At 52.6% G+C, this 25294-nt stretch carries 27 protein-coding genes; 19 read left to right on the top strand and 8 right to left on the bottom strand.

Going from position 1 to position 25294, the window contains the following annotated elements; translation table 11 throughout:
• Positions 1-11: 11 nt before the first annotated feature.
• The gene (locus KIS30_03800; GenBank protein MBX8645868.1) at positions 12-179 is read left to right on the top strand and encodes a hypothetical protein; all 168 of its coding nucleotides are present in this window, start codon (positions 12-14) and stop codon (positions 177-179) included.
• Between the two features lie 68 nt (positions 180-247).
• On the opposite strand, the gene KIS30_03795 is transcribed toward KIS30_03800, so the two are convergent.
• The 3 genes from KIS30_03795 to KIS30_03785 all read right to left on the bottom strand — a co-directional run bounded on the left by KIS30_03795 (position 248) and on the right by KIS30_03785 (position 3417).
• Positions 248-1084: a succinate dehydrogenase/fumarate reductase iron-sulfur subunit gene (locus KIS30_03795; protein ID MBX8645867.1), complete on the bottom strand. Its 837-nt coding sequence runs from the start codon at positions 1082-1084 to the stop codon at positions 248-250.
• Between the two features lie 178 nt (positions 1085-1262).
• Positions 1263-1670, bottom strand: a complete 408-nt coding sequence (locus tag KIS30_03790; protein MBX8645866.1) for a hypothetical protein — start codon at positions 1668-1670, stop codon at positions 1263-1265.
• 1 nt (position 1671) lies between these two features.
• The gene (locus KIS30_03785) at positions 1672-3417 is read right to left on the bottom strand and encodes a succinate dehydrogenase/fumarate reductase flavoprotein subunit (GenBank protein ID MBX8645865.1); all 1746 of its coding nucleotides are present in this window, start codon (positions 3415-3417) and stop codon (positions 1672-1674) included.
• Between the two features lie 155 nt (positions 3418-3572).
• Here KIS30_03785 and KIS30_03780 point away from each other — a divergent pair, with 155 nt between their 5' ends.
• Positions 3573-3821 carry a hypothetical protein gene (locus tag KIS30_03780; protein MBX8645864.1) on the top strand — a complete coding sequence of 83 codons (249 nt, stop codon included), beginning with the start codon at positions 3573-3575 and terminating at the stop codon, positions 3819-3821.
• 15 nt (positions 3822-3836) lie between these two features.
• On the opposite strand, the gene KIS30_03775 is transcribed toward KIS30_03780, so the two are convergent.
• Positions 3837-4577, bottom strand: a complete 741-nt coding sequence (locus tag KIS30_03775) for a PAC2 family protein (protein MBX8645863.1) — start codon at positions 4575-4577, stop codon at positions 3837-3839.
• 156 nt (positions 4578-4733) lie between these two features.
• Between KIS30_03775 and KIS30_03770 the strand changes: the two genes are divergently transcribed.
• From KIS30_03770 to KIS30_03690, 17 genes are all read left to right on the top strand, one after another.
• Entirely contained in the window at positions 4734-6080 is a 1347-nt protein-coding gene (locus KIS30_03770) for an MFS transporter (GenBank protein ID MBX8645862.1), read from the top strand.
• A 274-nt stretch (positions 6081-6354) separates the two neighbouring features.
• On the top strand, positions 6355-6642 hold the full coding sequence (gene ndhC / locus KIS30_03765) for an NADH-quinone oxidoreductase subunit A (GenBank protein ID MBX8645861.1): 288 nt from the start codon (positions 6355-6357) through the stop codon (positions 6640-6642).
• Positions 6643-6710: 68 nt separating this feature from the next.
• Entirely contained in the window at positions 6711-7226 is a 516-nt protein-coding gene (gene nuoB, locus KIS30_03760) for an NADH-quinone oxidoreductase subunit NuoB (GenBank protein ID MBX8645860.1), read from the top strand.
• Positions 7227-7236: 10 nt separating this feature from the next.
• Positions 7237-7836 carry an NADH-quinone oxidoreductase subunit C gene (locus tag KIS30_03755; GenBank protein ID MBX8645859.1) on the top strand — a complete coding sequence of 200 codons (600 nt, stop codon included), beginning with the start codon at positions 7237-7239 and terminating at the stop codon, positions 7834-7836.
• Positions 7829-8911 carry an NADH-quinone oxidoreductase subunit D gene (locus tag KIS30_03750; GenBank protein MBX8645858.1) on the top strand — a complete coding sequence of 361 codons (1083 nt, stop codon included), beginning with the start codon at positions 7829-7831 and terminating at the stop codon, positions 8909-8911. The genes KIS30_03755 and KIS30_03750 overlap by 8 nt, the downstream gene beginning before the upstream one ends.
• 4 nt (positions 8912-8915) lie before the next feature.
• Positions 8916-9953, top strand: a complete 1038-nt coding sequence (gene nuoH / locus KIS30_03745; GenBank protein MBX8645857.1) for an NADH-quinone oxidoreductase subunit NuoH — start codon at positions 8916-8918, stop codon at positions 9951-9953.
• Between the two features lies 1 nt (position 9954).
• Positions 9955-10716 carry a 4Fe-4S binding protein gene (locus tag KIS30_03740; protein ID MBX8645856.1) on the top strand — a complete coding sequence of 254 codons (762 nt, stop codon included), beginning with the start codon at positions 9955-9957 and terminating at the stop codon, positions 10714-10716.
• A 59-nt stretch (positions 10717-10775) separates the two neighbouring features.
• Positions 10776-10967, top strand: coding sequence for an NADH-quinone oxidoreductase subunit J (locus KIS30_03735; GenBank protein MBX8645855.1), 192 nt, complete (start codon positions 10776-10778; stop codon positions 10965-10967).
• Positions 10968-10984: 17 nt separating this feature from the next.
• Complete coding sequence (locus tag KIS30_03730; protein MBX8645854.1) at positions 10985-11215, top strand: hypothetical protein; 231 nt, start codon at positions 10985-10987, stop codon at positions 11213-11215.
• Between the two features lie 2 nt (positions 11216-11217).
• Positions 11218-11532: an NADH-quinone oxidoreductase subunit NuoK gene (gene nuoK / locus KIS30_03725; GenBank protein MBX8645853.1), complete on the top strand. Its 315-nt coding sequence runs from the start codon at positions 11218-11220 to the stop codon at positions 11530-11532.
• Between the two features lie 2 nt (positions 11533-11534).
• Positions 11535-13538 (top strand): NADH-quinone oxidoreductase subunit L, encoded by a 2004-nt coding sequence (nuoL, locus tag KIS30_03720; GenBank protein ID MBX8645852.1) that lies wholly within the window; start codon positions 11535-11537, stop codon positions 13536-13538.
• Between the two features lie 2 nt (positions 13539-13540).
• On the top strand, positions 13541-15073 hold the full coding sequence (locus KIS30_03715) for a NuoM family protein (GenBank protein MBX8645851.1): 1533 nt from the start codon (positions 13541-13543) through the stop codon (positions 15071-15073).
• A complete protein-coding gene (locus tag KIS30_03710) occupies positions 15070-16581 on the top strand; it encodes an NADH-quinone oxidoreductase subunit N (GenBank protein MBX8645850.1) in 1512 nt (503 codons plus the stop codon). The genes KIS30_03715 and KIS30_03710 overlap by 4 nt, the downstream gene beginning before the upstream one ends.
• Before the next feature lie 64 nt (positions 16582-16645).
• Positions 16646-17281 carry a 30S ribosomal protein S13 gene (locus KIS30_03705; protein MBX8645849.1) on the top strand — a complete coding sequence of 212 codons (636 nt, stop codon included), beginning with the start codon at positions 16646-16648 and terminating at the stop codon, positions 17279-17281.
• Between the two features lie 18 nt (positions 17282-17299).
• On the top strand, positions 17300-18094 hold the full coding sequence (locus KIS30_03700) for a 30S ribosomal protein S4 (protein ID MBX8645848.1): 795 nt from the start codon (positions 17300-17302) through the stop codon (positions 18092-18094).
• The gene (locus KIS30_03695) at positions 18091-18477 is read left to right on the top strand and encodes a 30S ribosomal protein S11 (protein ID MBX8645847.1); all 387 of its coding nucleotides are present in this window, start codon (positions 18091-18093) and stop codon (positions 18475-18477) included. The genes KIS30_03700 and KIS30_03695 overlap by 4 nt, the downstream gene beginning before the upstream one ends.
• Before the next feature lie 15 nt (positions 18478-18492).
• Positions 18493-19323 carry a DNA-directed RNA polymerase subunit D gene (locus tag KIS30_03690; protein MBX8645846.1) on the top strand — a complete coding sequence of 277 codons (831 nt, stop codon included), beginning with the start codon at positions 18493-18495 and terminating at the stop codon, positions 19321-19323.
• Here the strand turns inward: KIS30_03690 and KIS30_03685 are convergent.
• From KIS30_03685 to KIS30_03670, 4 genes are all read right to left on the bottom strand, one after another.
• Complete coding sequence (locus KIS30_03685) at positions 19315-19947, bottom strand: haloacid dehalogenase-like hydrolase (protein MBX8645845.1); 633 nt, start codon at positions 19945-19947, stop codon at positions 19315-19317. The two genes, KIS30_03690 and KIS30_03685, sit on opposite strands and share 9 nt — an antisense overlap.
• A gap of 12 nt (positions 19948-19959) precedes the next feature.
• The gene (locus tag KIS30_03680; protein ID MBX8645844.1) at positions 19960-23253 is read right to left on the bottom strand and encodes a DNA polymerase II large subunit; all 3294 of its coding nucleotides are present in this window, start codon (positions 23251-23253) and stop codon (positions 19960-19962) included.
• A 190-nt stretch (positions 23254-23443) separates the two neighbouring features.
• Positions 23444-24073, bottom strand: a complete 630-nt coding sequence (locus tag KIS30_03675; GenBank protein MBX8645843.1) for a hypothetical protein — start codon at positions 24071-24073, stop codon at positions 23444-23446.
• A 94-nt stretch (positions 24074-24167) separates the two neighbouring features.
• Positions 24168-25142, bottom strand: a complete 975-nt coding sequence (locus KIS30_03670) for a 50S ribosome-binding GTPase (GenBank protein MBX8645842.1) — start codon at positions 25140-25142, stop codon at positions 24168-24170.
• Between the last annotated feature and the right edge of the window lie 152 nt (positions 25143-25294).

Genomic DNA, 25294 nt, shown 5'->3' with positions numbered 1-25294 from the left:
CAATTGATAATATGGTGACGCTCGAGTGCCGTCAATGCGGCATGTCGTTCCAGAATTATGAGGGATGGATGCTCCACGGAGCGGTCAGGCATCTCTCCTGCCCTGCGGATAACATCTCATTCAAGTCGCTGGATGAAGCCAGGGAACACGCATCTTCCAGTCACCGCATAAGCCTCTGAACTCGTCTCAATGCTTACGCTCCTGGCTGTGCATGCGCGCCTGTGCTTCTCATGCTGTTTCAAGTCCGCTACTTTCCTGTAAGATCTCTCCGGACAATTTCAGACTTCAGAAGCTGTATTGCAAATGCAGGATCCACCCCTTTCGGGCAGGCAACCGAGCACGCACCTGCAAACTCGCAGTCCCAGACGTCCTCCAGCTTGTCCACCATGTCCAGCCTCGCGGCGCCAAGCTCATCCCTGGAATCGGAATAGTATCTCTGAACCTGCGACAGCGCCTGCGGGCCGATAAAGCGCGGATTGATGTTGACAACCGGACAGGCATCTACACACAGGCCGCACATGATGCAGTAGGAGAAAGGCAGGTACTTGCTGAGTTCCTCCTTCGACTGAGGATATTCCTTGTCGGCGAGATACTTTTCCTCCTCATCTTTTCTGACTATGTGCGGCTTAATGCGCTTATGCCGTGCGAAGAAATCGTCAAAGTCGGTCACCAGATCCCTGAGAAGCGGATGTCCCAGCATCGGCGACACTTCAATCCTGTCTTCCTTCAGGTTCTGCAGTATGTTTGTCTCGCATGCCAGCACAGGTTTTCCGTTGACGACCATGGCACACGATCCGCAGATGCCCATTCTGCAGCTGTACCGCATTGACAGTGTATTGTCCTGCTCCTGTTTGATATCAATCAGCGCGTCGAGCACCGTTGAGAAGTGATGTACCCTCGTCCTGAAGGTATGACTGTCGAGTGAACCGGTAGACGGGTTGAATCGCTTCACGACAATCTCAACAGACTTCTGTCCTTCGCCGCCGGCTGCCGCTTCCTGCACATGGGTCTCCGACGCTCCTTCCTTAAGCTCAATGAAGTGGGCAGGCTTTTCGTTCTCAAGAAACACGTCCCTGAATCCCATGATCCCGAAGATGATGAGGCCGAGCATGATCAGCGACAGCAAGATCCTCGAGACTGAACCCGCATGTGCCAGCAGCGCTATGAGGTAGAGATACAGCAGGACAGGCACGCCGAGCATCGGTGCGTACACCGTTGCGATTGAAATCCATGATCTCTTCATTGAATCACCACCCCGTTTTTCAGAGGACCACCGCCGCAAAGATGAAAAAGCCGACGACCCAGATCAGCAGCACGACGTATGGAATGTAGCCCATGAAACCCGCATCCTTGCTGCCGCTTCTCATCGAACTCAGATATGATTCATTCAACTTCCCGAACGCTATTCCTCCACTCCCAACAAGGACAAAGGCCTTTGCAGATTCGTAAACCTGGGATGTGAGCAGCAGCCAGACAATTACGAGCATTATCTTCCATGCCATTTCCAGCGAATGTAAGCCGAGGCTCAGCATGAACAGAACGACTGTTATGGTTGATGCGATTATGAGCAGCCTGTACGAAATCAGATGGTAAAACGCTTCTCTGTCAAAAGCGGTAAGCCTGCCGAGATTCCCGATGCTTCCGCGCGCATCATACGTTTTCTTTTCCATGTCAGTACACCCTCTCCTGCGGCTCCCACCTCGTGAGCGTAACAGGAATGTATTCAATCTTGACTCCCTTTTTACCCCTGGATGCAATCGTGTGCTTCAGCCAGTTGGCATCATCCCGTTTCGGATACTCTATCATTGCATGGGCACCCCTGCTTTCCTTCCTTCTCAATGCACCCTCAACTACAACTTCGGCAAGGTCTATCAGATTCTCGACCTGCAGCGCATCCCTCAGGTTTGTGTTGTATGCCGTTCCCCTGTCTGTAACGTGTATGTCTGCATACTGTTTTCTTATCTCCTTAATAGCGGCTGATGCTTTCTGCAGTTCATCGCTCCTTCTGTACACATAGACGAGTTCGTCCATTGTGTTCTGCAGCTTCGTCTGCAGTTCGTACGGATTAACGGATCCTCCGCCTTCGAGCAGCGCATTGACCCTCTTCTCCTCCGCCTCTCCCTGGCGCACGATTTCAGCACCGTCCGCTCTTCCTCCGATGCTGTTTACATAACCCGGCACAGCTTCTCCAGCAAATCTTCCCCATACGGAGCACTGACTGAGCGAATTGCTTCCCAGCCTGTTGGATCCGTGCACGCTCACACAGCCGCACTCTCCCACGGCCCAAATGCCGCCTGCAGGCTTGCCAGTTGCTCCAGCCATAACTTCGCCTTTTATGTTCGTGTGTATGCCGCCCATGGTGAAGTGTGCTGCCGGTCTTATCGGCAGGGGCTCCTTGTGCGGATCTATGTTCAGCATCTTGATTGACAGCTCCTTTATCATAGGGAGGCGCTCATCGAGAAGTCTTCCGTCAAGATGAGTGAGATCAAGGTGAACATATTTCATTCCCGTTTCTTCATGCGTGAAGCCGTTACCCTGTCCGATCTCAGTGACTATTGCCCTTGAGACTATGTCCCTCGGAGCAAGTTCCATCTTGCTCTTCGCATACTTCTCCATGAACCGCTCATTCTTGTTGTTCCTGAGATATCCACCCTCTCCCCTGGCAGCCTCAGTAATCAGTATGCCGCTCGGGACGAGTCCCGTCGGATGAAATTGAACAAATTCCATGTCCTTCAGCGGAAGCCCGGCACGATATGCCAGTGCTATCCCGTCACCGGTACTGGAATGGGATGTTGTGGTGAACCCGTATATTCTGGAAAAACCGCCGGTGGCAATAACACAGGCACTGCCTTTGAAAAGCTTCATGGCGCCCGTCGAAAGGTCAATTGCGAACAGACCGGTAAACCTCTGCCCGTCAAGGAAGATCTTTGTCGCGAAGTGTTCGTGAAAGACTTCGATATTTTCGAAACCCGTCACTTCATCATAGAGTGCCCTCATCATGAAGAACCCTGTTTTATCGGCGGCAAATGCAGTTCTCGGAATGCTCATGCCACCGAAAGGACGCTGCTGTATCTGTCCTGCATCGTTGCGATTCCACGCAACGCCTATGTGGTCGTAGAACCTTATTTCGTTTGGCGCATTCTCCACGAGCAATTCAACGGCGTCCTGATCGGCGAGGTAGTCTGAACCCTTGACGGTGTCATATGCATGGAGTTCCTTGGAATCCTTGTTAGTTTCCGGATAGAGGACGCCGGAAATGCCTCCCTCGGCGGACACGGAATGGCTCCTCATTGCATGCAGCTTGGTAACAATAGCAATCCTCAGCTTTTTCTTGCTCTTCAGGCTGGCATGAATCGCGGTAGTTAGCCCTCCGAGGCCGGAACCGAGAATTATCACATCATACTCCAGAATTTCCATATCACTCAGACAAAAAATAAGATAATGGTCTTAAGCTTAAAACTTTTTATTACTCATTATTGTATATATTGTATTGTATTTTCAAAGTGTATGTGCCGTGTCTGTTTGAGCAAAGGTTAATAACCACACGCAAATCTTCCATGTCGGGTATCTCATTGGGTACTGAAGTGCGCAAGAAATGCGTGAGATGCGGCGAACTGAAATACGACGATTATCCCAAAGGCAAGTTCTTCCATACCGAGAATCTGTATATCCTGGGTTGGTGGTGTGACGAATGCCTCAAAAAAACGTCAAAGGAAGATGTGGAGAAATGGGTGGAAGAGAGGACTGCAGCTGCCGCCGGTAAGTATGATAAAATTTTTCAGCATTATAAGGAACATCTGGTCCCCGGCCAGGATGAATGAATGGTGTAAGGCATTTCACCTGTAAACGGTGCCGGGAACGAGTCTCTTTTCCCTCATCTCCGTCCGGATACCGTTTATCCTGACGGTTTCTGCCTCGACGGCCAAATTGCACATGGGCCCGCAATCCATTTCGCTCTTAAGGCAGAGTTTGTCGACAGCGTGTATCATCAGCGCGGCAGCCCGCGTATCAGCCATTCCGTTCCTGGTCTCCGCCAGAAGTGCCACAGTGGTCATATTGTGTTTTATGCCCTCACGCAGAAGCAGTCCTGGTATTCCGGATACTACGCCCTCCTCCATGATCTCTATTCCTGCGTTCCTGAGCATTTCCATGCCGCCTTCCGATGATGATGTGCCATATATCGACATCTCCTCAGGCACGTCTCCTTCTCTTTCGACCATCATTCCCTGGGGAGAAAGTATGAGTTCGGCGTCAATGGACTTTGCCCATTCTGTAATTTCGCTGGCGATTTTCCTGACACCAGCTTCAGGTGCAGGTATTTCTGAATGTATTACTGCAATCTTTGTGCCATTGGGCAATATTCCTCCATGAACGGTTACAGCCGGCACGGGCTTGCTTTTTCTCACGATTGTTACAGGAGGCATCGATTCCAGCTCCAGTGGCAACATTTCCCTGAGGCTGAAGAAATCTATGATGTACCTGGAGGTAATGGACGATATGCCGCCTATGCCCGGGAAACCCTCTATGATGACGGGCCCTCTTTCGGTCTTGTCCGCTCCGGTGGACGGTCTTTTCATAAGGCGAAGAGTGCATTGTTTTCCATTAAAAGCTAATCTGAAAAAACATTCAGTTTGATAATCAAGACATCGCACAGGGTTTTTGACACGTCTGGATGTAGGCAGCTTTCGCGATGCGCATTTGTTCTTGACAGTTTTTCTTTTGCGAAACTCACTGTGTTAAGGATTTATATTGCCACGATTGATGGTTGGAAAAACGGCAAACTGATACCAATGGGTGCAGAGACGATAAATGCTTCAAAAGGAAAGGCAAGCACTATTTTCAAGTCCGGTATATCTGGAAGAGCTATGAACAGGCTCAACAGGCACTTCTATCTTCCCGGAAATGCCTGGATTCTCACAAGCACATCCGCCGTGTGGTCCATCGGAGGCGCAATGGCATCTCCGTACCAGTCACTGTTTTACTACTCGATTGGCGCGTCGGCTATTCTCATCGGCTATTTTGCCGCCATAACATCGCTCGTCACGGCGGTCGCACAGCTCATTGGAGGCTATGTGGGCGACGTCTGGGGAAGGAAAAGGGCAATCATCCTTTTCAGTTTTGTAGGCGTCCTCAACAATTTCATTTATTTCATGGTGCCGGACGCATTCTGGCTTTACATACCGGTAATGGTCGGCTCCATCTCCGGAATCTACGGTCCGCTCTTTACGACGTCACTGACAGAATCGATGGAACCGGAAATGAGGCCAAGGGGCATTGCTTCGTACTCGTTCGTCAACACGATTCCGGCAGTGTTTGCGCCGTATCTCGGCGGCCTCATGATACTTTATTTTGGAAACCTGGAGGGTATACGCTATTCTTTCCTGATTGCAGGAACGTTCGGCGTTCTAGCCATAAGCTATCGGGGCTTGAAGCTCAAAGAGAGTCATATTGCATCCGAATCGCCGAATTTCGTTCAGTTCTGGAAATCACTATTCCATGATACGCGAGTCGCACTCGCGAGGACAGGACGGGATGCGAAACTTCTTCTTGCATATTCGACTGTAGCCGCTTTCGCGGTAGGGCTCACATCCTCGTTTTCAGTGCTGTATTTCATACAGTCACTCCACTTCCGTCCGTACGTATACGGCATAATGGTAGGGCTGTCCGCACTCGTTATACTTCTACTCCTCTTTCCTGCCGCAAGGATGGTCGAGCGCTTCGGCCTGAAGAAGTCCGTGGTCCTTTCGTCTCTGTCGGTTCCGCTGAACCAGCTCTTCTTCACCAAGGCAAAGGACATGGACGAACTCGTCACATGGAGTGTTGTAGGCGGCACGGGTAACGCACTGCTGGGTCCACCCCTAACGTCCCTGCAGTCGGATCTAATTCCGCGCGTCATGCGGGGCAGGATAATGGCTATGTTCAGCGCCCTCCCGCTGATGCTCTCCATACCTGCCCAGATCTTGGGCGGTTACCTCTACTCAATAGAACCCATTCTGCCTTTTGTCATATCCATTCCGGTGTTCTTCGGCGCAGTCCTGCTGCTGTTGAAAATACGTGAACCCAAGACGCTTGAAGACTGAGCCTCGAAGACGGCAATCGCGCCGTGCATAGCGAAATCGCATGCTGGCGCACGGTTCCAGCTTCAACATTACACTCTGCCTCCGCGCATGATTCCGAGATATATTTTAACAATATTCTCCGTCTGATTCAAACATTAGACGTTACGCCGCAGAGCCGAGTCTTAGAAATATACTTATAAGAGTCAATCCTAATCGAAAAAACATGAACTACGGGCCCTATGTCCCAGTCTTCATTTTTGCAGCGATATCTGTAGTTTTTGTGTTCGTGGGCCTCATCTTTTCCTCGCTGCTGCGTCCTTCGAAGAAGGAGCCTCTTAAGGAGACTACATATGAATGCGGCGAAGTGCCCATAGGCGACACCCGTATTCAGTTTCATTTCCAGTACTATATGTTCGCCCTGATCTTCGTCATTGCCGATGTACTTACTGTCTTTCTTGCGCTCTGGGCATACACATTCTCCTCCATGCCGATGGAGGCAAAACTTATGATGTTCCTGTTCACGGCGCTTCTCACGATAGGTATACTGTACGCGCTGAAGAAGGAGGAAGTTATCTGGATCTGAAGTCGACGGCAGAAAGCAGGAATCAGCCCAACGCTCCAAGCGCGATAGCAATGTCGCACGATACATTCATGAAATGGAGCGGCGAAGTGGCTGAGATGGTGAAGCAGAGGCAGGAAGCCACTCATTCCAGGCAGAACAAGCTTACAGGTACAGTTTTCAACTGGGCGGCACGGAATGCCCTGTATCCTCTTCATTTCGGTATCGCATGCTGTGCGATGGAAATGGCTGCGGCAGCCGCTCCAAGATTCGATGTGGAAAGACTGGGCGTGATATTCTGGAATTCTCCGCGGCAGTGCGATGTGCTCCTTCTCAACGGCTGGATTTCTATGAAACTCAAGCCCGTTCTCACACGGCTATACGAGCAGATGCCTTATCCGAAGTGGGTGATATGCATGGGTGAATGCACAATATCCGGCGGCCCGTGGTGGGACTCGTACAACATAGTCAGGGGCGCGGACACTTTCCTTCCTGTAGACATCTATATTCCGGGATGCCCGCCGAGGCCGGAGGCGCTGCTCGACGGCATACTGAAACTGCAGAACAAGATAAGGGGAGAGAAAGAAAAATTCATGATACCTCGCTGAGGCATATAACATGTCTACACCAACAGTTGTTATTGCAAAGAAGGAGGATTATTCAGGTCTCGGCCTTACCGACGTAAGAAGCGCGGATGATATTGTCAATGATATCAAGTCGTCCTTTCCCGGCATTGATGTCAGGGTGAAGACGGCACACAGGCTCGAGGCAAACAAAGTGCCGAGGGAGAAGTTTCTGGAGTTCTGCACCTTTCTGAAGGAAAAACAGGATTTCGATCATCTCACGTGCATGGGCGGCAACGATCTCAGGCGGAGCTGGGAAGTCTTCTATCACATAAGTTCATACAGGAACAGATGCCTCATTCAGATCAGGTGCGAACTGCCCAGGGACGACCCTTCTGTGGAAAGCGTCAGTCTGCTGTGGGGCGGCGCGAACTGGCACGAGCGCGAAACATTCGACATGTATGGCATCGTGTTCAGGAACCACCCGAAGCTCGAACGTGTCCTGACACCTGAAGGAACTGATTTCTTCCCCTTCAGGAAGGACTTCAAGTCGATGGATCACTGGAAGATAGACTGGGAGAACAAGGGCAAGAGACCGCCTCCCCAGACACTTTCGGCCGATGATGAAAGGAAATTCGGTGATGCAGATGGCTGAAATGTGGATAAACATGGGGCCGCAGCATCCGTTCACTCATGGCCTGTGGACGCTCAAAGTCAAGGTCGATGGCGAAACAATTGTGGATGCAGAACCAGTGATTGGCTATCTGCACAGGGGATTCGAGAAGCTGTGTGAGAACAGGACGTACCCGCAGATAGTGCCCATCTGTGACAGACTGTGCTACGTTGCATCGATGAGCTGGGACCATGTGTATGTGTCGGCCGTGGAAAACATGCTGGGCATTGCTGTGCCGCAGCGCGCCGAATACATCAGAGTAGTTGCGCTCGAGATACAGCGCATTGCTTCGCACCTCGTATGGCTCGCGTCATTCATGACAGATCTCGGTAATCTCACGGCATTCCTCTATGCCATGAGGGAAAGGGAAATGTTCATAGACATGCTGCAGGCACTCTGCGGCGCAAGACTCACTTACAATTACCCGAGAATCGGCGGCGTTTCCCAGGATATTCCAAAAAACTTTCCTTATCAGTGCCTGAAACAGCTGGACCTGTTCGAAAAGAGACTGAGTGAATATGAATATCTGATTGAGGAGAGCGAGGTATTCAGAATCAGGACGCAGGGCGTAGGCTATCTCAGTCCTTCTGATGCAATTAATCTGGGCGTCACCGGTCCTCCGCTGAGGGCCGCCGGTGTTCCGATCGATTTGAGGAAGCACGATCCTTACTCGGCGTATGCCGATTTTGATTTCAACATATGCGTGGAAAAGGATTCGGATGTATTTGCCAGGTACAGAGTGAGAATCAACGAGATGCGCGAGAGCTGCAGCTTAATCAGGCAGGCACTCAAAAAGATGCCTGCAGGGCCGGTACTGGGGAAGGTGCCGAGGCATATACCGAAAGCTGATGGATGGGCAAGGACAGAAGACCCGCGCGGGGAAGCGTTTTTCTATGTACAGGGTGACGGCACCGACAGGCCGTACAGGGTCAAGATCAGAAGCCCGATTTTTGTCACAGTATCCGCTTCGCCGGTGATGCTCCGCGGTTACAAGCTCGCCGACGTTCCATCCATAATGGGAAGCCTGGACATGTGTCTGGGTGAATCGGATCGGTGACCGAATGAACTACCTGTACTTCATTTCGAACTCGATTGCCTCTCTGCTTCTCGGTCTTGTGGGTCTTGGTCATGATGCGCTACTTGCATATGTCCTCACATGGGTAATAGCATCGGTCTTCCTGCTCGTCGTTGTTCTCGTCAACGTCATAGTGATGATATACGTTGAGAGAAAGGAGCTTGGCAGATTCATGGATCGCAGGGGTCCGATGGTGGTGGGTCCTGCCGGCTTTTTCCAGAATTTTGCGGATGCGTTCAAGTTCCTCGTCAAGGAAATGATTCTTCCGGAGAGTGCGGATTCGCTCGGATTCAACGGAACGCTTGTGATTATCGTCGCGTCATCACTGCTCATTCTCGCCCTGGTGCCGCAGGCTCCAAACTTCTTTTTTGTCAATTCAGATCTCGGGCTGCTTCTTGCATTCGCGGTTTTCGCAATCGAACCCTTCGCCGTTGTAATCGCAGGCTGGGCCTCAAACAACAAATATTCACTGCTAGGCGGTTTCCGTTCCACCGCTCAGATGATGAGCTACGAGGTGCCACTGCTCATTACCGTCATTTCTGTCGCCGTGCTGGCAGGCAGCTTCAACTTCGTCACGATTGTGAATCTGCAGGCCGCCCATGTATGGTACGCGATACCGCTCATAATCGGTTTTGTAGTGTTTCTCATAGCCATGGTAGCGGAGATCGAGAGGATACCGTTCGACACGCCCGAAGCAGAGGCAGAACTCGTCCACGGCTGGATGACCGAATATCCGGGCATTAAGTTCGCAATGTTCCAGCTCGCTTCCTACGTCCGCTCATTCGCTGGCGCAGCGATAATGGTCCTCCTGTTCCTGGGCGGCTGGACCGGCCCCCTGCTGCCGCCGATTGTCTGGTTTTACATTAAGGTGTATGCGGTCTTCACGCTCTTTGTGTGGCTCCGCGGCTCCCTACCGAGGGTGCGCATCGATCAGGTGCTGAACATCGGCTGGAGAAGTCTTCTGCCGCTGTCGCTGCTCAATATCCTTATAGCTGTTTTGTTCAAGTCAATGGGGTTGTTCTGAAATGGCACAATCGTCTAACAGGAAGAGAATAGGACTGATGGACTATGCTTTCAAACCGATGTGGATTTCGCTGAGGACGCTCCTCAGGACTTCTCTTGCCGGAGGCAAGCCGAATACCATTCTCTACCCTGAAGAGAAAATGGAACTCGCGGATGATTTCAGGGGAGAGCTGGGTCTCGTCATGGAGAGATGCGTCGGCTGCGAATCGTGTGCGAGAGTGTGCCCCAACAAATGCCTGGACATGATGCTCGACGAGACAGGTGCCGGAGTGACAAAATGGATGCCCGCACTGGACATGGCGCAGTGCATGTTCTGCGGTCTCTGCGTAGAGGTCTGTCCGTCCACCGCGCTGCATATGACCAATAACTACGAGACGGCAACGACCGACCGCAACGACAAGATATTCAGGCCGCACGAATGGGCACTGAAGCCGGAGGAGGCACCCGATCAGCGCCCGTTCCCGTATCCAGAATTGTATGAGATCAACTGCACGGGCTGCGGTGCCTGCGACAGGGCATGTCCTCATGACGTCATCGACATGGTAAGCATACCTGGCACGGCAAAGAAGAGACCCAACGGTTCGCTCGGTCCTGAAAAGAAGCTGCCCATGTTCAATTACGAATTATGCGTGAGCTGCGCTCTTTGCGTCGAAGCATGCCCATTCGACGCGCTGGAGATGCTTCCCAGGAGCACGTCTGCAAGTGACCCGGTCGTGCAGCTCGGCGGCGCAGCGCAGGTTCAGAAACAGGAGGCGGAAGTTTGACGCTCGATATTCTGTTTTTTATCATTGTCGCGGCAGCTTCCCTGCTGCTTTCGCTTACTATGGTGCTTTCGAGGGAGATCGTGCACAGCGCGCTTTACTTCGCAGGAGTGCTCATAGGCATATCTCTGCTGTACTTCCTCATGGGTGCGTTCTATGTGGGCATCATTCAGATACTGATCTACGTCGGTGCAGTGGTAGTGCTGATACTGTTCGGGATCATGCTGACGAGAAGGAGCATTCTGCTCGGCTGAAGTGCAGGTGATGTGTTATGGAAAGATATCAGCTCATTGCTGTAATTGCATCGTTTCTGCTGTTTGTGACGATGTCGATCACTCTTGTCGGTCCTCAATGGGGAAGCGTCGGAACACTGGTTCCCGGTACCACTGAACTATCGAAACAGATGTTTAATCCCGGAGGGTACGGCATCACCTTCCTCATACTGGCGCTGCTGCTGGTTGCGTCCATGATCGGCGGAGTCTATCTGGCCAAGGAGGAGTGAACATGATACCCGTCCTCTATGTTACCATGTTCTCCGCTGCTCTCTTCGCCATCGGTGTTTTTGGAGTGCTCTACAGGAGGAACGCGATAATGGTCCTCCTTTCAATAGAGCTGATGCTCAATGCCGCGAACATAAATTTCGTCGTTTTTTCCGGTACCGCGCCGACTGCAGCAGCAGCTGCAGACGGTCAGGTCTATGCGCTGATCTCCATAGCCATTGCCGCCGCGGAGATCGCTGTCGGCCTGGCAATACTGCTTGTCCTCTGGAAGGCGAGTGATACGGTGGAAGTCAACGAAGTCGCAACATTGAGGTGGTAAGCGTGGATCCGCTGCTGCAATATTCTTCGCTGGTCGCGCTGTCACCGATCATCGCCTTTGCGCTAATCTCCATTGTGCCTTCGTCCAGACCGAGACTGTCCGAATGGATAGCCGTAATCGGCGTCGGCGTGTCGGCCGCACTGTCGCTGCTCATTCTCGCTGTCGAATTCTTCAGCAGCGGCAGCGGCATATCGCCCGTTCCTTTTCAACAGCAGATTCCTTTCCTCAGCTTTTCTGCCGGTGCAGCCGTCACGCTCGGCATTTACGTCGACTGGCTCACTGTCGTCATGATTGCTGTGGTCTCGTCGGTCAGCCTGCTCATTGTGGTTTACAGCGTCGGTTATATGCACGCAGAGGGTGCGAGAAGAAAGCGCTATTTCGGCGTCATATCGATGTTTGTCGGTGTCATGCTCGGCCTGATCATGGCGAACAATCTGTTCGAACTGTATATCTTCTGGGAGCTGGTCGGCCTCGGTTCCTATCTGCTCATAGGTTTCTGGTATGAGAAGCCGTCTGCGGCAAAAGCGGCAAAGAAGGCGTTCGTCGTGACACGCTTCGGCGACATGTTCCTTCTTTTCGGCATTATACTGCTTCTCAACATAGGCAATCACACGCTCATGTACCAGACGCTCTTTCAGCCTGGTTCCGTGACTGCTCTCAAGGGTTCCGGCCTGCTGACGCTCGCAACGCTTGCGATGTTCGGAGGCGCCATGGGAAAGAGCGCACAGTTCCCGCTGCATGACTGGCTTGTTGATGCAATGGAGGGCCCGACGCCTGTGTCGGCCATGATACACGGTGCGACAATGGTCAATGCCGGAGTATATCTCGTCGCCCGCCTGTATCCGCTTTACAGTCAGGCGCCGATCAGTGCACTGTTTGTGTCGTTCATAGGTGCGTTCACTGCCCTGTTCGCCGCAACGATGGCTCTCGGCACATTCGACATAAAGCGCGTACTCGCCTTCTCCACGATAAGCCAGCTGGGATACATGTTCATGGCACTGGGCGCCGGCGCGTATGTGCTTTCCAGGCAGTCTGTCGGCACGGTTTCATATTCTCTCGGGTACTCTGCCGGTATTTTTCATCTGATGAATCAGGCGATATTCAAAGCACTCCTGTTCCTCGCCGCGGGAAGCGTCATGCACTCGCTCGGCGGAACTCAGGACATGAGGGAGATGGGCGGACTGCGCTCAAAACTGAAAATAACATCTGTGACAATGCTATTCGGCTCCCTGTCGCTGGCAGGCATAATACCGTTCAGCGGCTTTTTCAGCAAGGACGCAGCGCTGGAGGCAGCGCTTGGAGGCACCGCTTATTCATCCCTGTTCATAGTGATATGGCTCTTCGGCATCGCCGGCGCATTCCTCACTGCCGTGTACATCTTCAGGCTGTGGTTCATGACGTTCACGGGTAAGCCGCGCTACCCGCCGGAGATTCATGTGCACGAATCACCCCGCGTAATGACGGTGCCGCTGATAATACTCGCAGTCCTCACGCTTGTTGTGGGTGCAGCAGTGCTGGGCGTCGCGGGCTTTGCGATGGCCGTGCATTATCCGGCGGTCGTTCCCTCTGCGGTTTCGCCGTACGCACAGTTCAACGGCGTCTTCGGCCTTCTAAGCGATCCGGCCACATACCTCTCATTGCTCCTTGCTTTCGGAGGTATCGGTCTCTCATATGCGGTCTGGGGAAGAGAGAAGTCTGGTCAGGCAGCCGTATCGGGCCCTGTGACATCGCGCATCTACAGAGTGCTCGCAGAACGTTACTACTTCCCGCAGATGTACGATGCGCTTGGAATATGGATTGGTTACAACATTGCAAGGGTGCTTGACTTTTTCGACAGCAAAGTCATCGACGGCATAGTCAACGGAACCGGCAGGTTCTTCGTCTTCTCGTCGGAAAAACTCAGGAGATCGGAGACAGGCTATGTGCAGCAATATGCCGGCGTGATCGTGTTAGGTATCATCGTGCTGGCTATTCTGCTGATCCTGCTGCCTATGATGGGGGCGTGAAGATGCTGCTCGTTTCGCTTATGCTGCTTTCGCCGTTTATCGGTTTCGCCCTGCTGCTCCTCATGCCCGCCAATCTGTCCAGGAACAGACTCACCGCGGCGCTGTTCAGCGGCATTCCTCTGGTGCTTGGCATATATATGCTCGTCTCGTTCAACTACAGCAATCCGGGCTACCAGTTCGTCGAACACTACAAATGGATAAGCACATCGTATTTCACAATAAGTTATGCCGTTGGCGTCGATGGAATAGCGCTGCCCATGGTATTCCTGACGTCCCTCGTTTCTTTCCTGGTAGTCATCTTCTCCTGGGACGTGGAACACAGGAGCAACCAGTATTTCGGCATGCTGCTGCTCGTGGAGGTGGGGGTGCTCGGCGTCTTCACCACGACCAATTACTTCATCTTCTACATCTTCTGGGAAATCGTTCTCGTCCCTATGTACTTCATAATACTGATATGGGGTTCACAGAGGCGGGTATACAGCGCAACCAAGTTCTTCATCTATACCCATGCTTCGAGCCTTGTAATGCTACTTTCGTTTTTCGCGCTGTATTTCGAATATCACAGCTTTTTCCCGGCAAAACCCTTCACGTTTTCAATGACAAAAATAGCGCAGGTTTCGCCGCTGTTCCCCGTGCTCTTTCAGGAAATTGTCTTTCTAGGACTCTTCTTCGGTTTCATTGTAAAGATGCCTGTCTTCCCCTTCCATACATGGCTTCCGGACGCGCATACAGACGCACCGACCGGCGGAAGCGTCATGCTCGCTTCACTGCTGCTGAAGATGGGCTCATACGGTATAATCAGGATTGCGGTGCCCACGCTTCCGTACGGCGCGAAATACTTCGAGTATGTCATACTGGTGCTCGCCGTGATCAGCATACTCTACGGCGCATGGGTGAGCATGGCACAGCGCGATCTGAAGAGGATGATAGCTAACTCCTCGATCAGTCATATGGGACTCGTTCTGCTGGCCATAGCCGCCGCAGTATTCACTCTGAATCCTAAAACCGGAAGCATCAATGCCCTTGGCATCACCGTGGCGGATTTCCAGATGTTTGCCCACGGGCTGATAACGGCGGTCCTGTTCATGTCCGCCGGTGTTGTCCAGCATCACGCGGGAACCAGGGACATGAAGAAACTGGGCGGGCTCGCGAGGAAGATGCCTACGCTCGCCACGATGATGATGGCCGGTTTCCTCGCATCGCTCGGCATGCCAGGCATGGTAGGTTTCGCAGCGGAATTCAGCGTATTTTATGTCACCTTCCTGTCGTTCGGCGTTCTGCTGATAATACCCATTCTGACCGTTGTAATAACGGCCGGCTACTATCTGTGGTCGATGCAGCGCACGATATTCGGTGCCGATTCCACAAGCCTCGACTTCGCAACCATACACGATGCCAAATGGTATGAATGGGTGCCGATGCTCGTGCTGATACTCGTTATTATCGCGTTCGGCATACTTCCCTGGCTGATGTTCAACCCGATTAATATGGCGGCCGCTCATTATTATTCATCTATGGCAGGTGCGTTGCGATGATACAGTTTTTTGCATCAGGCATGTCTCCGCTTGTGGTCATGATCGCCGGCTCAATACTGGCAGCGGCGCTCTCATTCTACGTGTCCAACAGGGTTCTCGGCTGGCTCTCGGTGATTACTATGCTGATAACCTTCGGACTCCTTTTCCTGATCATAGGGGGGCAGATACCGAATCCGCAGTCGTTCGGGAACGTTATGGTGGAGGATGATTTTGCGGCGGTCTTTCAGCTTATTTTCCTCTCAGTAGGCTTCATTTCTGTTCTGCCTTCAGTAAGATACATTCAGGATGACAGGAACCAGGGTGAATACTACAGCCTGCTGATGCTGTCTGTCGTGGGCATGATGGTCATTTCCGCGTCGACAGATCTGATTACGCTGTTCGTGGGCATTGCGCTCACGGCGCTGGCGAGTTCATCCATCATTGCATTTAGAAAGAAGGACAGGACCGGCATAGAAGCGGCAATGAAATTCTATATCATCAGTGCACTTTCAGCGGGACTCGCGCTCTACGGCATATCCATTCTGTACGGTCTGACGCACACGCTGCAGATTTCGGCGCTTGCATCCTCTCTTCAGGGCATAACGCCCTCCAGCCCATCTTTTCCCACTGCGATGGTCGCCCTCGTACTGATCATCGCGGGTTTCGGTTTCGAGGTGGCAATCGTTCCTTTCCACATGTGGGCACCCGATGTCTATGAGGGCTCTCCCACGCCCGTCTCGGGTCTGCTGTCTTCCGGCTCAAAGAAGGCTGGATTCGCAGCTCTTCTGAAATTGTTCGTCGTTGCGCTTATAGCATTCAGGACAGAATGGGCTCCTATTTTCGGTGCACTCGCCGTACTCACGATGACCGTGGGCAACATAGCTGCGTTACAGCAGAAGAGTGTGAAGCGCATGCTTGCGTACTCCAGCATAGGACAGGCAGGATACATGCTCATTGCGCTTCCGGTTTTTGCAGCAGCATTCGGGGCCGGCGGCGTCTACGGTTCCAATCTTCAGGTGTTCTCTCTGTCGTCCGGTATCTTTCAGATACTGACACATGCTATAGCTTCAGCCGGCGCCTTCATGGTTGTGGCCATCATTGCTACAAACATCAGCGGTCCGACAGTAGATGAATTCAAGGGCCTTTTCCGCAACAACCGTCTGCTGTCCGTGTCGCTCACGCTGTATCTTCTTTCGCTGCTCGGCATACCGCTTCTTGCCGGTTTCGACAGCAAGCTGCTGTTGTTTTCAAGTGCGGTCGGCGGCTCGATTATACGTGGATATTCGTGGCTCATCTGGCTCGCGATTGCCGGCGTGCTCAACAGCGCTGTTTCACTGATTTATTATGTACGTGTGATAAAGGAAATGTTCAGTGATACGGACAAGCCTATTCCGAAGTTTCCAATTACCAGGTTTGCGCAACTGTCGTTGTGGATAGCGGCAGTGGCGACGGTTGCCATTGGTCTGTATCCCGGACCCGTGATATCGATATGCAACGGAGCCGCGAGGGCACTTCTGGCACTCCTGTAGATTTCAACGAATAGGTTAAATACAGCGACAATTTAGCCAAATATTACCAGAGGAATGATTACTGTTGCCGGATCAGTCAGCAGAACAGGATTCAAAGAAAGACTTCCATTTCATCGTTCATCTTGCGAATACCGACCTCGATGGTAACAAGAAATCGGTTGTCGCTCTGATGAAGATAAAGGGCATGGGAAAGAGAGTGGCTGAGAGAATCGCGGTTATGACCAATCTTGACGCCAAGGTCAAGATAGGCTCCTATCCGGAATCAAAACATGCCGAGCTGGAGAAGGCAATAGCTTCCATTTCCAAGGAATTCCCGCACTGGATGGTCAACCGTCCAAGAGAACTCGAAACAGGCGACAGCAGGCATGCCATCGGCACTGAAATCGACATCGCGGTGAGGGAAGATATCAACAGGATGAAGATGATACGCTGCTATAAGGGAATAAGGCACGAGACCGGTCAGAAGGTGAGGGGTCAGAGAACCAGGGCCAATGGCAGGACCGGCCTGACGATGGGCGTTACAAGGATAGCAGGTGCGCCTCCGGCCGCAGGCGGAGAGAAGGCGGCCGCTGCAGAACCTGCCGCGGCAGCAGCAACGGCTCCTGCTGCAAAGACGGCCCCCAAGGCCGGTGCCAAACCGGCAGGCACACCGAAACCGGCAGCTGCACCCAAAACTGCAACGAAAGAGAAGAGCAGCTGAGCTTTGAGTGGTGAATGAATGGGCGATCCAAAGTTTCCGGTAAAAAAATATGACAGGCCAGCGCACCCCTGGGAAGGGGAACGCATAAAGAGGGAAAGCAACCTGGTATTCAAGTACGGGCTCAAGAACAAGAAGGAACTGTGGAGGGTCCAGTCGTTTCTCAGGGAGTTGAGAAGGCAGTCAAGACTCCTGCAGGCAAAGAACAGGACCGGAGATCCTCAGGCAGCCAGGGAAACTGCTGCACTCATTGCAAAGTGCAGACGCCTGGGCCTGATAAAAGAGAATGCCGATCTGAACGACGTACTGCTGATAAACATCGAGGACGTGCTTTCCAGAAGATTCCAGACAATAACATTCAAGAAGGGGCTCGCACGGAGCATAGGACATGCGCGACAGCTCATAGTCCACGGTCACGTTACACTCGGATCCAGACAGCTCACTGTGCCCGGCTACATCGTCAGGGAGGGGGAGGATGCAGCCATAATCTACACAGCCAAGTCACCGCTTTCCAGCGATATGCATCCGATGAGGCCAGAACCCGGATTCACCGGCGTTCTTAAGGAAAAGAGACCCGACGCTGATGAGACGGGACGCCCGGGATCGCGTTATTCTTCGCGGCGGCCGTCATCCAGACCGGCTGTGCCGAGGGCGGTTGCAAAGGTCGTGGAAAAAGTCGTGAAGAAGGAAGTCAAGAAAGCTGTACCTGAAATCGATTCGGCCATTGAGACGTCCGGAGTAGTTGCGTCTGCAGGCGAGGACGCGCTTCCTGACGCGGACAACGGTGAAGGAAAGAAGACCGAAAAGGAGGAATGAACATGAAGATAGGTATAGCCAACATATTTGCGAGCTACAACAACATACTCATTACTGTCACAGATATTACCGGTGCCGAAACGCTGGCCAAGTGCACGGGCGGTATGGTTGTAAAGGCAGCCAAGGACGAATCCTCTCCGTATGCTGCAATGAGGGCTGCTGAAAAGGTGGCCGAACAGATTAAGGAGAAGGGAATCGATACTGTCCACGTCAGGGTCAGAGCGCCCGGCGGCAACAAATCGGCATCTCCCGGACCGGGAGCACAGGCCGCGATCAGGGCACTCGCAAGAGCGGGCCTGAAGATCGGAAGGATTGAGGACGTGACGCCTGTTCCGCACGACGGCACAAAGAGAAAGGGCGGCAGACGGGGAAGACGCGTTTGAAAATGGTGCTTGCCTATGGATGTAGAATTCAGAGAGGTAAGGGAAAATTACATCAGATTTGTCATTACTGACGCTGCCCCGCAGATTGTCAACTCGATAAGGCGCACACTGCTCTCGGACGTTCCGAAGATGGCCGTGCACAATGTGGAGTTTCACCTTGGCCCGATTATGGGAGAGGACGGCACTGAATATGAGAGTGTCACTCCTCTCTTCGATGAAATGATAGCGCACAGGCTTGGCCTCATACCTCTGCCCACATACCTCGACGAGTTCAACTTCAGGAGTGAGTGCACGTGCAAGGGTGAGGGATGTCCGAGCTGCACCGTGATGTATTCTCTCAACAAGAAGGGACCGTGCACCGTATATTCGGGAGACATGGAGCCTCTGGGAAGCGACAAATTCAGGGTCAAGGACGAATTCATCCCTATTGTCAAACTCGGAACGAATCAGGCAGTGCTTGTGTATGCCACAGCCGAACTGGGCACGGGAAAACAGCACGCCAAGTTTCAGGCCGTTCAGGCACCCGGTTACAGATACTACCCTTCACTGAAATTCAATTACGACAAGTTAGACGTGAACAAGTTTGATGTAAGCTGCTGCCCGGAGAAGATACTGGAGAAGAGGGATTCGAAAATTGCAGTTACGGATGTTGAGAAGTGCACGCTCTGCAAGGCCTGTGTGGACGCCGCCCCGAAAGGAGCAGTTGAGGTAAAAGGTGACGACACAAAGTTCGTGATGCAGTTCGAAACGGACGGCTCGCTGACGGCTTCCCAGGCACTGACAAAATCGCTCGAATTGCTGGAAAAGAAATCAGGCGAACTGGTCACGCTCGTAAGCTCACTCTGAGCCGTTGAGTATAAGTTTCGCAACATCCTTCATATCCGTTGTGTTAATGGCCGCGGCTGCGCTGCCTGTTGTTTCGTCATCTCTTGAATTGACCGCAATGCCCGAACCCGTTGTCCTGAATACTGCGGCATCTGAAGCGCTGTCGCCCACGTGCAACACATCACGCGGCGAAATGCGCCGTTCGGCACACATCTGCTTCAGCCAGGCGACTTTGTCCGGACGCAACGTGCCTGCCCTGCAGACAACTCCATTCTCCACCGGCTGGTAAGCAGAACAGTGATCGGAGAAGCCGAATCTCCTTTCATACCATTCACACACATACTGCGGATTGTGCGTCAGCAGCATCGTCTCCAGCCCATTCGCCGAGAGCATCCGGACTGCCGTGCTTATGTTGCGCAGTTTCGGGATGCTGCGCAGTATGGACTGTATTCTCGACACCGGCACGCCTTCCGCAATGCTCAGCAGGTTTGACAGGTGCTCCGCTTCTCCGCTCCTGCCCGACCTGAACATGGCCGTATATTCCAGGTATTCATCCGCTTTGCCCAGAAGGCTTGCGATGTAAAACCACCCGTGACCGATTGTCAGCGTGCCGTCTATGTCGAACGTCACAATCTTCCGCCGCATCCTTCCGCTCCGTCACTGGAACTCAGTCAGCTTTGTGGATCGGACGCCGTCGCTTTCAAAGAGGCTGTTCATCGCATTCTCTATGAGCTCGATTCTCTGAACAGTGTACGGGGGAAGGTTGAACTGCCTGACGATATCCTTTGTGACTTCCAGATATTTTTTCACGCTTGCCTCATGGACCGTGAGCGTGAGTTCGTGTCCGCAGTAGCATTTTCCCTTCAGCGGTATCCGCCTGTATTTTGAGCCGCACTTCGTGCATCTCAGCTCTTGGCCAGAGAAGCTCTTCAGATTGCCGATCATGTCCGGCAGGAAGTGGCGCGAAATAACCCTGTAGGCGACATCGCCTGCATCCACCGCACGTATTTTCTGTGCCAGTGCCAGCTGGGCCCATAACTTGTCGTGCATCGTCTCCAGCGTACTGTAGCGCGATTCGGCAGGCCCCTCGGATATGTCAGGCGTGTCGTGAGTGAATCCGAAACCCTCGTACTGTCCGCTCGTGTATATTCTCGGTCCAATCGTCCCCATCGTTTTCTCAACCTCCTTTGGCTTCGCGAAACGCACTGTTGCCTCGAAAAATTCAAGCGGATATTCCCTGAGCACATCGATATTGTGCGCCTCCTTGTCAATCTCGTTGGGGTCTATGCGCAGAGACAGCACCAGCGGGGCGTCCATGAGGCCACCTCTGGTCGAGGGAAGATATGACCTTGAGAAATTGAGCAGGGCGTCCAGCAGAAGTATTACCGAATCTTCGTCGCCGTCTGCATTACGCCTCTTTGCGGCGTGAAAAAACGGGTGTCCAAAGCCCACGTTGGATGATGTGAATCCGATGATCCTGCAGAGTATGCCTCCGGATGTATGCGGTGCAAGTCCCACAGCCAGCTGTCCGATCAGTCCCATCTTGTCTTGGAGCGCGTAATATGGCTCGACACCGTACAGTTTTACCAGTGTTTCGTCAAGGAAATCGGCCACCCTTTTCATGTAGTCTGCAAATTTTATAGATGGAACGATGTCCTGCACCATCAGTTCGCACACCTGGTCCCCTGATACCAGATCGCGTCCTTCCATGTCAGTCGTGTAGCCAAGCGCTCTGGCCATCTCGACGCTCAGGCCTATTTCCGCTGGCCTGAAATGCGTCAGCGGAACATCTGTCATGTCGAACCTCACCGTGCCGTCCCTGAACACCGAGATTGAGTGTTTTGCGCGCAATATCCCCTTCTCCACGGACTCCGGCGTCTTTAAAGAGGATATGAGTCCCTGGACGCCTTTCATATCGTAAATCCTGTTCTCGCCGATTCTCTCCATTGCAGCATAGAGCAGCTCCTGTACATCGAGATTGAACTGCGCCGTCTGTTTTCTTGAATATGTGTGCGAACCACATACACATCTCGACAGAAATGTGGACGAGCCGCAGGATGCGCATATTCTCTGATTCATTTCAGCCCTGAACCGACCCTTCTTGAGCGCTTCTGTGAAAAGGCGCTGCATCCCTCCCTCCTGTCCCACTGGAAAGAGGACATGCGGTGCCGGCTTCATCTTTCTCTCGGCGGCCTTTTCGGGTCTTGCCATCCGCGCACCAATTCTGGTCACGGCACGCGGCAGCACACGTATGCCAGCCAGGCCGGATACAATTTCCATCGTGGTGGAAAACATGCCGGGCTGCCTCACCCTTGTTATTATCCCTTCCCTGATGTCAAGCCCAAGGCACCGTATCAGCGGTTTAGCAAAATAATCTATGACCAAATACTGCCCTTCCACCGTGTGCAGCGCTCCCAGCTTCTCAAGTATCTGTTTTTCGGAACCGGCAGGCAACAGCAGTCTCCCGTCGTCCATTCTGCCGGATGTCGAAACATAGTCTATGAGTCTGTAGAGCTCGTCTATGGAAAGATCGCTCCAGAACAGATTGAAACGCGGGTGAAGCGGAACATCATACTTTTCCGAACACGCCACAGCTTCTTCCCATGATTGTGATTTCCAGTCCGGCGGCAGGCTTCCCATCCTGCTCCTCAGAGTCGCGCGGTGCCATTCGAGCGAATAGCCGGCCGGAACCAGCGGATGATTGTTCTCGAGAAACTCCCCGAACGGAATCAGTATTTCGCCCACATCTATTATCTCCTTGACTTCGGAAAGCACGCTCCTGGCCTGCACCGGGCTGTTGAGCTGAACTACATCTCCGTTTTTCAGCAGGACGATTGGTCCCTCTATCTCTGTGCAGGGCGTGACCGCCCCGGCCTTTCCGGGCCGTTCCAGCTTTATCTGTGTTCCAATGGCGATGAAGCTGTCAAGCACGTACATGGACGCCGGGTTGAGCGCCACTGCCGAGAGTCCGGTCGTTCTTCCTCTCCCGTAGCGGAGCCTGAAGCCGCCAACACGCGAGGGATGACAGAATATCGGTCTGCCCGCAACCATGTCCTTCACATACTTCTCGCTAGGCGCTATCCTGACTTCGCCCTCATCGACATCGGTTGCCCGGTTGCCTATGGCTTCGAGAAAATGCCATCCGTCGAGCTTCAGCGAGGAAACGTGTTTCATAATTTTCGATGCCTTCTGGCTGAGTCCGTCTGCAATGACTATGCATGCACCGCCTCTGAGCCTGTTTGTAGCAATCCTCGGCAAATCTCTGTAGCCCGAAACCTCGACATCTTCGGTCCCTTCGCCGTCTATGCATATGGGGCAGTTCCTGATTATGAGCTCAGTCTCTTCAGAAGAGGGAAGATACTGGAGATGCTGTGTCTGCTTGTACAGGGGGATCTCTTCCTTGAAACGCTCCACCTCCTCGTCCGTCGGCCTGTATCTGCCTATGCCTAACTCTCTCCTGACTACATCGGCTATCAGCACGCTCAGGGCCTGTCCGGTTCCGCCCGCAGACCTTATCGGTCCAGAAAAATAGAGTGAAACATAATCTTCCGAGCCGCCGGATGAAATCTTGACGCCCGCAATGCCTTCCAGCGGAGCAACGAGTATACCCTCGGTGAGAATCGCAAGGCCGACCCTGACGGCCCGCTCCAGCAGTTCGAGTCTATCTCCATCGCCGTGCGCAATCTCTTTTGCAATTATCAGGGACATCTCTTCTCTGTTGTAGTTTTCGGCAAGCTCCCTGATCCGCCTGGAAATACCTTTTACGTTGTAGTCTGAAAGAAGCTCCTCCACCCTTGCCGCCATATCTTCGGCCAGCGGTATTTCCACTCTCTGTTCCGGGTCGAATCCGAGCTCCCTGCATTTGGCTGCGATATCATAGCATGCACGCGCCCCTCGGTCGAGAGTTCGAAAATAGTTCCTTACCCCATCACTCATTTCAATGTCTGGCATCGATAATCAGCCGTGTACAGTCGCTGCTCATCCTCAGGCATCTTCTCTGCATTAAATCTTTGCCGTGGCATTGTGCGTGACATGGCAATGGAAGAGAAGCGAACGGTCTTACACATTTTCCACATGGCCGATATTGGTTACTGTCAATAATGCGCTCAAAACTTTCCAGTTGCATATCAGGGACGATGTTTCACCTGATGAATTCTCCGCATGAGACGCAGACAACCGATCTCTTGCTGATCATCGTTCCGCAATTTCTGCATTTCACTAAGCCCTGCTTGTCATCCTGAGGTGCCTGCTCGACTGCGGAAGTGGATTTTTCTGCGTCGGAATGCCCCTTTGACGTCATTTTTTCAATCTTCATGGAGGAGAGCTTTATTCGTATCCTGTCTGTATCCGTCTCGCGGACGGATGATTTGCGGGCGCCTGACGGTTGTTCCTCCACAGACCTGAGGCCGCCGGAAACGTCCTGTTTCCTCTGGAAGGATAGCGGCTGTCTCATCCAGTCTGCCTCCTTTTCCTTCAACTCAGGCTCTTCGCTCTCAGCGTGTTCGTAGCTCTGCTTTTCACTCCCTGCTGTCCTGACCCTTCTGGCTGTCTCGCTGGCCGGTTCTGAATCGGGGTCGAGCAATACGACCTCTCTCCTGAGCTTGTCCATCTCCTGCAGATCCATTTCCCTGTCGAGTTCCATCCTCAGTACCTTTATCGCGCTCTGAATAGAGGATAACCGATCCTCCTTTTCCCCTGTCCTGCCGATGTCTTCCAGAAGCCTGATCGCGCTGGCATACTCCGACGTGAGCATGTCTACTTCCTTCTTCAACGTAAACGCCGCTCTCCTGATATCGGGTGTTTCGGCCAGTGGACCACCGGGTCTGCTGGGAACTTTATCTGCTGCAGACTATACAAAAGTGTTCTCAATCGGGTTTCTTGAATTGATAATCAAACTTTGCTGCCGGAATAGCCTGCCTGACTGTGTCAATCACGTCTTCCATGCCGACGCCTGTGAGGGCCGAAAAACACAGCTCTCTACCCTCCGGTCGTGCAAGATCCGCCTTGCTGTACGCCACAACGGTCTTTGCAGGGGCAAGCGCCTTCTTCAGCTCATCCAGCAGCGACAGCTGTGGCAATATTTCACAGCCGCATGTTCCGGAAGGGTCTACAATGAACAGCAGCATCGATGCGAGATGCCTGATGGCCAGCAGCGACTTTTTCTCGTAGATGTTGTTTGTGGCCAGTGCCCTGTGTGTGAGACCGGGGCAATCTATGAATGCGACGGACCTGCCCGCAATCAATTTGTGTCCCACAATGAGCTCCGTAGTGGTGAACGGATACGGTTCAACCCTGGTCCGTGCATTCGAGACAGATGAAATGAACAGGCTCTTTCCCACATTCGGATATCCGGCAACGACGACTGTATAGTCTCCGGAAACCTGCGGCACTTCCTTCAGCAGTTCTGAAGCGCTGGCGAGGAATGACAGCCTGTCGTCTATGCCGTGCACAAGAGATGCGACTCTGCCGTATGCTCTTTCCCTTGCACTTCTCATTTCGGAGGTCGTGCCAGCCTTGGCAACTTCCCTGGCAGCCCTGTTGGCAACCGTTACAATCGTGTTTTTGCAGCCGTGGACCGAGGCGAGGGACTTCTTCAGTTCATCCACGCCTACGAGCAGATCTGCAATTTCGTATGCGAACTCATTCTTTTCAAACGACGGAAAACCCGTCACATATGAAGAGAAGAGTTTGTCTGCTTTTTCCGACAGACGGTGAAGTTTGTTTATTTCCTTCTTTCTCGCTCTCCTGTCGCCGTCTCCCCCGCTTCCCTGAGCCCTTGAGGCAGTGAGAAACAGCTCGTCAATTATGTCGTCCGCGCTTCTGACCTTTGGTAATCTCATCCTTCATTCAATCCTTTGAACCGCTGTCCTGCATGCTGTATCAGTGCAATCAACTATTTTTGCTTCTTCCATCATTCTGTCATTATGTCACGATATGCTGGAAGCAGGCACTTTTCGCTGAATCCGAGATTTGATATGCTGTATGACGGCAA

The sequence above is a fragment of the Candidatus Sysuiplasma acidicola genome, assembly GCA_019721035.1.
Lineage (GTDB): Archaea > Thermoplasmatota > Thermoplasmata > Sysuiplasmatales > Sysuiplasmataceae > Sysuiplasma > Sysuiplasma acidicola.
Note: the sequence above shows the minus strand (reverse complement) of the source record. Positions and strands in the feature narration are given on the sequence as shown.